The organism is Paenibacillus sp. J31R34 (assembly GCF_059383715.1).
In genome coordinates this window covers 237,031-245,666 of sequence record NZ_JBXENU010000011.1, presented here as the reverse complement: position 1 = coordinate 245,666, position 8,636 = coordinate 237,031, and the positions used below count along the sequence as shown (strand labels likewise).

Genomic DNA, 8,636 nt, shown 5'->3' with positions numbered 1-8,636 from the left:
TCCCAATTTAGTAAGACCCCTTGAAGACGACGAGGTTGATAGGTTCGGGGTGGAAGCGCAGCAATGCGTGCAGCTGACGAATACTAATCGGTCGAGGGCTTATCCTAACAATACGCTAAACGTTTTACACTTTGTCTTTCGCATCCAGTTTTCAATGTGTAATTCACATCGGAACGTTAGCTTTATATAACAAGCCTGTCACTATTCATGTGGCAGGCTTGTTTATTTTTAAACAAAAACGAGTTTACTATTTGCCTAACTTTATACATAGCCGAAAATCTATGAAAACACTCGTTAACGTCCAATAAATAGCTCCAATCTTCATGAAACGGGCGTACAACAGCGTTTAAGGCTGTTTTCCAAACCGTTAACGCTTTCAGGCAACGTCTGACCGCCGTGCCCTTGTGCTAAAATGAACGGGAAAGATGAAGTTCATGTAAATAGAGAGAGGCAGGGTCAGTATACATATGCGAACATGGCCGAGATTGGACTATTTTTTCAGCAGGGGAGCGGCTATTCCGCCAGAGAGAAGGCTAGGCAGAGAGGCTGTTATCTCAATTGTTATTCATGGTTGTTTTCAATTTGGTGCATCCATGTCCGGTTTGTTTCTTAATTTGTACTTGTGGCGGTTAACGCAGGATTTAACGGTAAATGCGCTTTACAACATCATTGTATTTTTAATGACACCGGTCACGTTTGCGGTAGGGGGATGGATTGCGAAACGTAAAGACCGCATGGTAACCTACAGGATTGGTATTGTTTTAATAGCAGTCTTTTATTTAATGGTCGTTATTACCGGTGAACAGGTCGTTAATTATTATGTGTTGTTTGCCATATGTAATGGTATTGCTGGGGGACTCTATTGGACCGGATATTTAGTTATTCAATATGATGTTTCTACGGAAGCGAATCGGATTCGTTTTCTAGCGCTGAATATGATTGTATTCAATACGGCGGGATTGCTGGGTCCGGCGCTGGCCGGATTTATTATTTCTCGGAATGAAGGGCTGCAGGGATACGTTATTATTTTTATGCTCGCCTTCGTTATGTTTGTTATAGCAGCCATTGTGAGCTTTCGGATTCCAATTGTAAAATCGCATCACCGTGCTTATTATTTGAAGTTTATGGGTCTTGCAATGAATAAAAACAGGCGATGGTTCAAGGCGCTCGTCAGCTTTTTTATACTCGGACTTTTTCAAGGGATTATGTTGTTTTTACCGAATATTTTATTGTTTCAGACGGTGGGGCGTGAGGATCGGGTCGGTTATTTAGGAGTAGCTTTTTCGGCGCTTACCGTGATAACGGGTTATGTCATATCTAGAAAAGCACAGAAGGAGCAAGTGCAGAAATATGTGCTGTTTTCCACAACAGGGGTCGCCATAGGGGCTGCGATGCTGCTCATTGCGGTTGATTTTTGGTCCGTGCTTTTGTTTATGATTTTGTTTTCCATCTGCAATCCGCTTGCAGTCAATACATTGACCTCTTATTATTACCGGCTAATTGGCACGCTTCCTCTTAAAGGACAACTGCGAGTAGAATGCGTCGTGATGCGCGAGTTGTTTCTGAATGTCGGCAGAGTTGTGTCGATTGGCTGCCTAATCTTGTTTGCTGGCGATGTGACGTCTGTCTGGCTGCCGGTTGTGCTGTTCGGGGCTGCACTCGCACAATATTTGCTGTCTTTGTTAATTAGCGAGAAGCAGCCCGATCAAGCAAAGGTTTCTGAACGTGCAGGAGGCTAGAGCACTTTTTAAAAAAAGGCAGTCGAAGACTAAATTAATCGTCTTTACGGCCATAGCTTCGGGCAAATTGCATGATTCGGTTGTAGGCGCGGCGATCGATCCATTTTAACGGACGAAATTGGGGATGATTGGAATTGACCTCCAGTATCCACAGATGCATGTTGCGATCCAAGGCAAAATCGATGCCCATTTCAAACATGCCCGCCTTATGCTTGCTGAGAGCATGAGCCACTGTCAATGAGTGCCGAGTCAATCGGCTAATGAGCTCGGCTCCTTTTGCATCTTCATATCCTTTGCGCTGCAGCAGCTTCTGCATCGTCCAAATTTCTCCGCCTTGATGATAGTTGGTAACGATTTTGCCTTTGGCACCCACTTTAATAAGGAAGCCGGTAAAGGTCCATAGGCCACCCGGTTTTCGCTGCACCATGGCACGAATATCGTAGGGACGATTTTCAACCTGATCGAGGCTAATCGCTTGCTGAATAATAAGACGGGAAGGTGTGGCAGGCAACAAATCGCCATAAATGTCTGTTAAGCTGGAAAAAAATTGGGAAATCTGCTTTTTGCTTTTTGTATAGAGCAGCTCGTAGCCATCGTTTTTGGGCTCAAGCTTATGCACACCAACGCCAAGCGAGCCGATATTTGGCTTAATATATAGCGTGTGATGGGCAGCAGCCATCATCTTTAGATTGGATAAGGTGAAGCTCGCAGTGCTTGGTATGAGCGATTTAGTTGAAGCATTTTTTTGCAAAAAACGACACACCCTCAGCTTGCCGCGGATGGTCGCGCTGCGATACGTTTTCGTATACATCGTTGTCACCTCGTAGCCATTGTATGATAGCAGGAAGCAACGTAATTGTACGGATAACCAGAATGCTTACTAAAATAACGAAATCAGCAAAAGCCCTCCATCGCTTGAGTCAAGCGGAGGAGGGCTTTTGCCTGATGGTAGGGGAGCCCGATGTTCAGTTGCCAAACGTTATGCAGAGCAGGGCGAAGGAGGAATATTTCCTCGGCAATATTTTAAGCGCGAGCAGCTGCTCCAGCACGTAATAACTAGCATTTTTCAGGGAAAGCCAATTATTAGATTCTAGGGCGTGTCTGAAAACCCGTTCAGTGGCACCTTTCACCGTCTTTTCGCCCTCTGCTTCGTTCCGTTTGCGAAGGCGTACCCCCGATACGCCTTCACAAGCGCGCCTTGCATGGAACGAAAATTCGGCAAAATTTGCTGTCCTCAGCGTTCTCAGACGCGCCCTAGCATATTGTAAGGTATATTGCTGAATGATCATTGTAATCATGAGCGAGCGCTCAACAATAAAAGCGTTAAACGGGAATTTAATACCATTTAATGTAAAATATGAAAACGAACTGCAGCCAAAAGGGTACTAATAAAATTTGGTACTATGTCCAGCTATACTCCATCTAGTAAGATAAAGTAGAAATAAACGTTAGGATAAACAACAAGCTAATAGATGGCGGTGAGGGTTATGCATGCAAGAAATAGACATAAGCAACAACGGAATGTACGAATATGGGGTACAGGCTCCTATTTGCCGCCTCAAGAGGTGACAGCTGAGCAGCTGGACGAAAAACTGAATAAGCCGCAAGGCTGGGTATATAAAAAATCAGGCGTGAAAATCAGGCATTACGCTGCTGGAGAATCCGCGTCCGTCATGGGCGCAAAGGCAGCCTTTGCGGCTTTGGAGGCTGCAGGTCTTGAACTCGGCGACATGGACTGCATCATTTGTGCCAATGCGATTCCCGAGCAGCTTATTCCGTGCACGGCGGCGCTTATTCAAGATGAGATGTGGGCGGGCGAATCGGGTATACCCTGCTTTGACATTAATACGACCTGCTTGTCGTTTCTAGCGGCGCTTGATATGGTGTCTTATATGATAGAAGCGGGCAGATACGACACTGTGCTGCTCGTATCGCCGGAAATTGCATCAAGCGGCCTTAATGATAAGCATCCCGAAAGCGCGACGCTGTTCGGTGACGGGGCAGCAGCAGTAGTCATTGGCAGAAGTGGTGAAGGAGAAAGCTCAGCGATTATCGCATCCCGTATGGAAACGTACGGCTCGGGACGCGAGCTTTCGGAAATTCGCGGTGGGGGCTCAGGACTGCCTTCTACACAGTACGAGGCGGCTAACGCGGAGCAATATTTGTTTGCGATGCAGGGCGAGGCGCTGTTTCGCAAAACGTCGAAGCTGCTGCCCGAGTTTATCCAGCGGCTCTTTCAGGAGGCGAGCATCGATATGTCCGAGCTGAAGCTCGTTGTACCGCATCAGGGCAGTGCCCTCGCGATGCGGCTGCTGCAGAAAAAGCTGGGCATTGCACCCGAGCAGTTTATGAATATTATCGAAAATCATGGCAATATGATTGCGGCTTCACTGCCGATGGGCATTCATCTGGCCGTTCAGCAGGGCCGCTTGCAGCGCGGTGACCGCTTTGCGCTCATTGGCATTTCCGCGGGCATTTCGTTAGGCGGGATGATTATTGAATATTAAAGCAGGCGAGGAGCAGGGAGCATGCATCAGTCGGCGTATCCTCATTACGGGAGGGAGGGCGCCAGCAGCGCTGGATTTAGCCCGCCAGCTTGCGGAGCAGGGCTATGAGGTATATGCAGCGGACAGTATGGCGAATCCGCTCATTCGTTTTTCAAACTGCATTAAGCGTTATGATCTGCTGCCCGCTCCACGAGTAGACGAAGCGGCATTTGGCAAAGCGCTTGCGGCCATTGTGAAAAAGTACGGCATTGAGCTGCTCATTCCAACTTGCGAGGAAATTTATTATATTGCCAAGCTGCGAGGCAAGCTCGGAGACTGCTTAGTTTTCACTGATGAAGCGGAAAAGCTGGCCGCGCTGCACAGCAAATGGACGTTCATCGAGACGGTGCGAGAGGCAGGGCTTGCTGCACCAGAGACGAAGCAGCTTCGCTCCTACGCTGAGCTTCAGCAGCTGCATGACCCTGCTTCAAAGCAAGTATGGGTGTTAAAGCCGGTCTATTCCCGCTTCGCAACCAAAGTGCAAATATGGCGGGCAAGCGAATTGCCGCCTCCTGCTGCGGAGCTGGAGCTGTCTGCCGCTTGCCCTTGGGTCGCCCAAGCTTTCGTTGCGGGACGTGAATATTGCACGTATTCAATTGCAAAGGAAGGCAAGCTGCTGGCCTATGCGGATTATGCCGTTGATTTTACGGCTGGACGGGGAGCCAGCACCTTTTTTAAGCCATGCCATCAGCTGCAGCTGCGGCAATGGGTGGAGACGTTCGCCGCGCATACGCAGTTTACAGGCCAAATCGCTTTTGATTTTATAATGGGGGAGAGCGGCGAGCTATGGCCGCTTGAGTGCAATCCGCGAGCGACGAGCGGATTGCATCTGTTCAGCAAGCGCGACCGGCTCGGCCGCGCCTTGTGGGGGGCAGGCCAGCCCAGCAGCACCATTGTGCCGCAGCAATCGCGGGGCAAAATGATTGCGGCAGCAATGCTGGCCTATGGGCTTTCGCAGCAGCGGCGTCAGCGCGGGCTATGGCGCGGCGGCTGGCATTGGCTGGCGAGCATGGCAAGCGGCCGCGATGTTATTTTTAGCTGGAAGGACCCTGGTCCATTTCTTATGCAAGGTTATGTCTGGCTTGATTTATGGCGGCGGGCCCGCAAGGCGGAGCAGCCGCTTATTGCTTTTACAACTTCCGATATTGAATGGAATGGATGAGAAAGGAGGAGGCGAGGATGAACATACTGGTGACAGGCGCAACCGGATTTTTAGGAGAAAATGCGGTCAATCGGCTGCTGAAGGAAGGCCATTCGGTGACGGCGGCCGGGCGTAACCAAGAGGCGGGAGAACGACTTATCGAGGCGGGAGCGACATTTTTACAGCTGGATTTAGCAACAAGTCAAATGGGAGAAGCGATTGCCGGGCATGACGCTGTGTTTCATTGCGGCGCCTTGTCTGCGCCTTGGGGCAAATACCGTGATTTCTATGCATCCAATGTCATTGGCACACGCAATGTCATACAAGGCTGTCTTAAACATAAAGTCCAGCGGCTGGTGCATGTGTCAACGCCTTCAATCTATTTTGACTATCGTCATCGCTTTAATATTGCTGAGCATGAGCCGCTGCCGAAATCGGCGGTCAATCATTATGCCGCGACGAAGCTGCTTGCCGAGCAAGAGGTTGATCGCGCTTATCGAGAGCAGGGGCTGCGCGTGGTGACGATTCGGCCCCGTGCGCTGTTCGGGCCGGGTGATACGGCGATTTTTCCAAGGCTGCTGCGGGCAAATGACAAACGGTTTATTCCGATGTTCGGAAGCGGCCAGCCGCTTGTCGATATCACGTATGTGGATAATGTAACGGAAGCGCTCATGCGCTGCCTATACGCCGATCCGATTGTGCTCGGACAGAAATATAATATTACGAATGGCGAGCCTGTGCAGCTGTGGGAAGCTATGACTAGGCTGTTTGAATTGCTGAATAAACCGATGCGGACCAAAAAGATTGCTTATCCTGCGGCGTACAGTACGGCCTCCTTGCTGGAGCTGGCGGCGAAGCTGCCGGGGCTGGCCCAAGAACCGCTGCTGACCCGTTATACGGTCGGCATTCTTGCATTCAGCCAAACGCTAAGCATTGAGAAGGCGCAGCGGGAGCTAGGCTATCGGCCACTCGTGAGCGTCGAGGAAGGACTCAGGCGGTTCGCTGCCTGGTGGAAAGAGCAGGAGGAAATGCAATGAAGATGACCTTTCATAATACGGGCTATTGCAAGCAGCTGGAAGCGCTGGCGATTAGCGGGGGGAGCTGGCGGCAGCAAGCGTTTCCGGGTATTTTTGCTATAATGGAACATCCTGTGCTGGGGCCGGTATTATTTGATACCGGCTATTCGCCGCGCTTTCTCGAAGCAACGAAGCGGCTGCCTTATGCGCTTTATCGCTGGACGACACCCGTTACGCTTGCCGGGGAGCGCTCGGCGGCGGAGCATGTGCAGGCGGCAGGCTATTCGCCTCGCGAGGTCAAGCATATTATCGTCTCGCATTTTCATGCTGACCATGTTTGCGGCTTGCGAGATTTTCCCGAGGCGACGTTTATTTGCTCGAAGCCAGGGTATGAGGCTGTCCAGCATCTGAACGGCTTTGCAGCGGTTAAAAAAGCTTTTTTGCCAGAGCTGCTGCCGCCTGATTTCGCGAAGCGATCGCGCTGGATCGAGCAGTCTAAGCAGGTGGAGCTGCCATCGAAGTACGCCCCATTTCACAGCGGGTACGATTTATTTAATGATGGAAGCGTAACGGCTATCCGTTTGTCTGGCCATGCGACGGGCCAATTCGGAGTGCTGCTGCAGGGCGATACGGGGCAGGAGCTGCTGCTTGGCGCCGACGCCAGCTGGTCGGAGGCTGCGGTGCGGGATAATCGCCCACCTCATCCACTAGCCTCCATTGTGTTCGACAATCGGTCGGAGTTTCAGGAGACGTTCAACCGTCTCGTTGAGCTGAAGCGCAGAAATCCGGAGCTGCAGCAAATTTTCACGCATTGCGAGGAAACGTGGAAACGCTGCACACCGTGGCAGGAGGCGGGAGCATGAGATTGCTAAGGCTGCTGTTCTATTATGTGCTGACACGGCTTCGCGCCAAGCGCTTTCGCAGCCGGAAGGCGCTGGAGGCTTGGCAGCACCGCAAAGTTGTGGCGCTTGTGAAGCGGGTACGCAAGCAATCGCCCTTTTACCGAAGCTATTATCGAGGGCTGGATGCACGAAATTGGCGCAGCTTCCCAATGATTGATAAAGCGGTGATGATGGATCATTTTGACCGGCTGAATACGGTGGGTATTACGAAGGAGGAAGCATTCCGAATCGCGATGCGCGCCGAGCGGGAACGAGACTTCTCGGCGCAAATCGGCGATATTGCGGTTGGACTGTCGTCAGGCACATCAGGCAGCCGCGGCTTGTTTCTAGTTAGTGCCAAGGAACGCGCAGCTTGGGCGGGGACGGTGCTGGCAAAGGCGCTGCCCGCTTCGCTGCTTGTACGGCAGCGGATCGCTTTTTTTCTACGGGCGGACAGCCATTTGTATCAAAGCGTGCGCTCCAAGCGGCTGCAATTCCGTTTTTACGATATGATCCACCCCGTGGAGGACAATGTGCGTTTGTTACGCGACCAGCAGCCAACGCTGCTGGTTGCACCGCCATCCATGCTGCGATTGCTCGCTGAAGCGCAGCTTGCGGGAGAGCTGTCCATTGCGCCGGGCAAAGTGATCTCGGTTGCAGAAGTGCTTGAGCCGCTGGACAAGCGGCTTATTGAGCAGGCTTTCGGCGTACGCGTCGATCAAATCTATCAATGCACAGAAGGCTTCCTCGCTGCAACCTGCTCACAGGGAACCCTGCATCTGAACGAGGATATACTCGTTATTGAGAAGGAATATGTCGACGAGGAGCAGCGTCTATTTTCGCCGATCATTACGGACTTTTCCCGGGCAACCCAGCCAATCGTGCGATATCGGCTTAATGATTTGCTGACGGAGGCAAAGCAGCCTTGTGCTTGCGGCTCCAGTTTTACGGCGATTGCCTCTATTGAAGGCAGGACGGATGATTTATTTTATGGACGCGATGCACAGACGCAGCGGCTGGTGCCGATTTTTCCCGATTTTATAAGACGGGCAGTCATTATGACCTCAGAGCGTATTAAGGAATACAAGGTTGTGCAGCAGTCGGATCGGCAGCTGGAAGTAGCCCTGCGTACAGAAGGAGCGCCAGATGAGCTGCAGCCAGAGCTTGCCGCTGCGCTGTCCAAGCTGTTTACTTCACGCGGCTGCATCGCGCCGCTGATTTCCTTTATCCCTTATGAAGCGAATGAGGGGCTGCGCAAGCTGCGGCGGGTGGAGCGAAAGTGGAGCCTTTAGAATAGACGAAGGAAGGAAAGG

8 protein-coding genes and 1 rRNA gene are annotated in these 8,636 nt (G+C 51.2%); 7 read left to right on the top strand and 2 right to left on the bottom strand.

What is annotated here, in order from left to right; translation table 11 throughout:
* Both AC50YG_RS26750 and AC50YG_RS26745 read left to right on the top strand, forming a co-directional pair.
* Positions 1-107, top strand: a 23S ribosomal RNA gene (locus AC50YG_RS26750); the annotation flags it as partial.
* A 360-nt stretch (positions 108-467) separates the two neighbouring features.
* Positions 468-1,739 (top strand): MFS transporter, encoded by a 1,272-nt coding sequence (locus AC50YG_RS26745; RefSeq protein WP_494831313.1) that lies wholly within the window; start codon positions 468-470, stop codon positions 1,737-1,739.
* Positions 1,740-1,773: 34 nt separating this feature from the next.
* Here AC50YG_RS26745 and AC50YG_RS26740 read toward each other — a convergent pair whose 3' ends face one another.
* Together AC50YG_RS26740 and AC50YG_RS26735 are read right to left on the bottom strand one after the other, a co-directional pair.
* Entirely contained in the window at positions 1,774-2,550 is a 777-nt protein-coding gene (locus AC50YG_RS26740) for a YheC/YheD family protein (protein WP_494831311.1), read from the bottom strand.
* 154 nt (positions 2,551-2,704) lie between these two features.
* Positions 2,705-3,037 (bottom strand): hypothetical protein, encoded by a 333-nt coding sequence (locus tag AC50YG_RS26735; RefSeq protein WP_494831309.1) that lies wholly within the window; start codon positions 3,035-3,037, stop codon positions 2,705-2,707.
* Between the two features lie 189 nt (positions 3,038-3,226).
* Between AC50YG_RS26735 and AC50YG_RS26730 the strand changes: the two genes are divergently transcribed.
* The 5 genes from AC50YG_RS26730 to AC50YG_RS26710 are packed head-to-tail and all read left to right on the top strand — an operon-like array spanning position 3,227 to position 8,615.
* A complete protein-coding gene (locus tag AC50YG_RS26730) occupies positions 3,227-4,246 on the top strand; it encodes a beta-ketoacyl-ACP synthase III (protein WP_494831307.1) in 1,020 nt (339 codons plus the stop codon).
* On the top strand, positions 4,236-5,447 hold the full coding sequence (locus AC50YG_RS26725; RefSeq protein ID WP_494831305.1) for an ATP-grasp domain-containing protein: 1,212 nt from the start codon (positions 4,236-4,238) through the stop codon (positions 5,445-5,447). The genes AC50YG_RS26730 and AC50YG_RS26725 overlap by 11 nt, the downstream gene beginning before the upstream one ends.
* A 17-nt stretch (positions 5,448-5,464) precedes the next feature.
* Positions 5,465-6,463: an NAD-dependent epimerase/dehydratase family protein gene (locus tag AC50YG_RS26720; protein ID WP_494831303.1), complete on the top strand. Its 999-nt coding sequence runs from the start codon at positions 5,465-5,467 to the stop codon at positions 6,461-6,463.
* Positions 6,460-7,305 carry an MBL fold metallo-hydrolase gene (locus tag AC50YG_RS26715; RefSeq protein WP_494831301.1) on the top strand — a complete coding sequence of 282 codons (846 nt, stop codon included), beginning with the start codon at positions 6,460-6,462 and terminating at the stop codon, positions 7,303-7,305. The genes AC50YG_RS26720 and AC50YG_RS26715 overlap by 4 nt, the downstream gene beginning before the upstream one ends.
* Positions 7,302-8,615: a F390 synthetase-related protein gene (locus AC50YG_RS26710; protein ID WP_494831296.1), complete on the top strand. Its 1,314-nt coding sequence runs from the start codon at positions 7,302-7,304 to the stop codon at positions 8,613-8,615. Before AC50YG_RS26715 ends, AC50YG_RS26710 begins: the two co-directional genes overlap by 4 nt.
* Positions 8,616-8,636 lie beyond the last annotated feature (21 nt).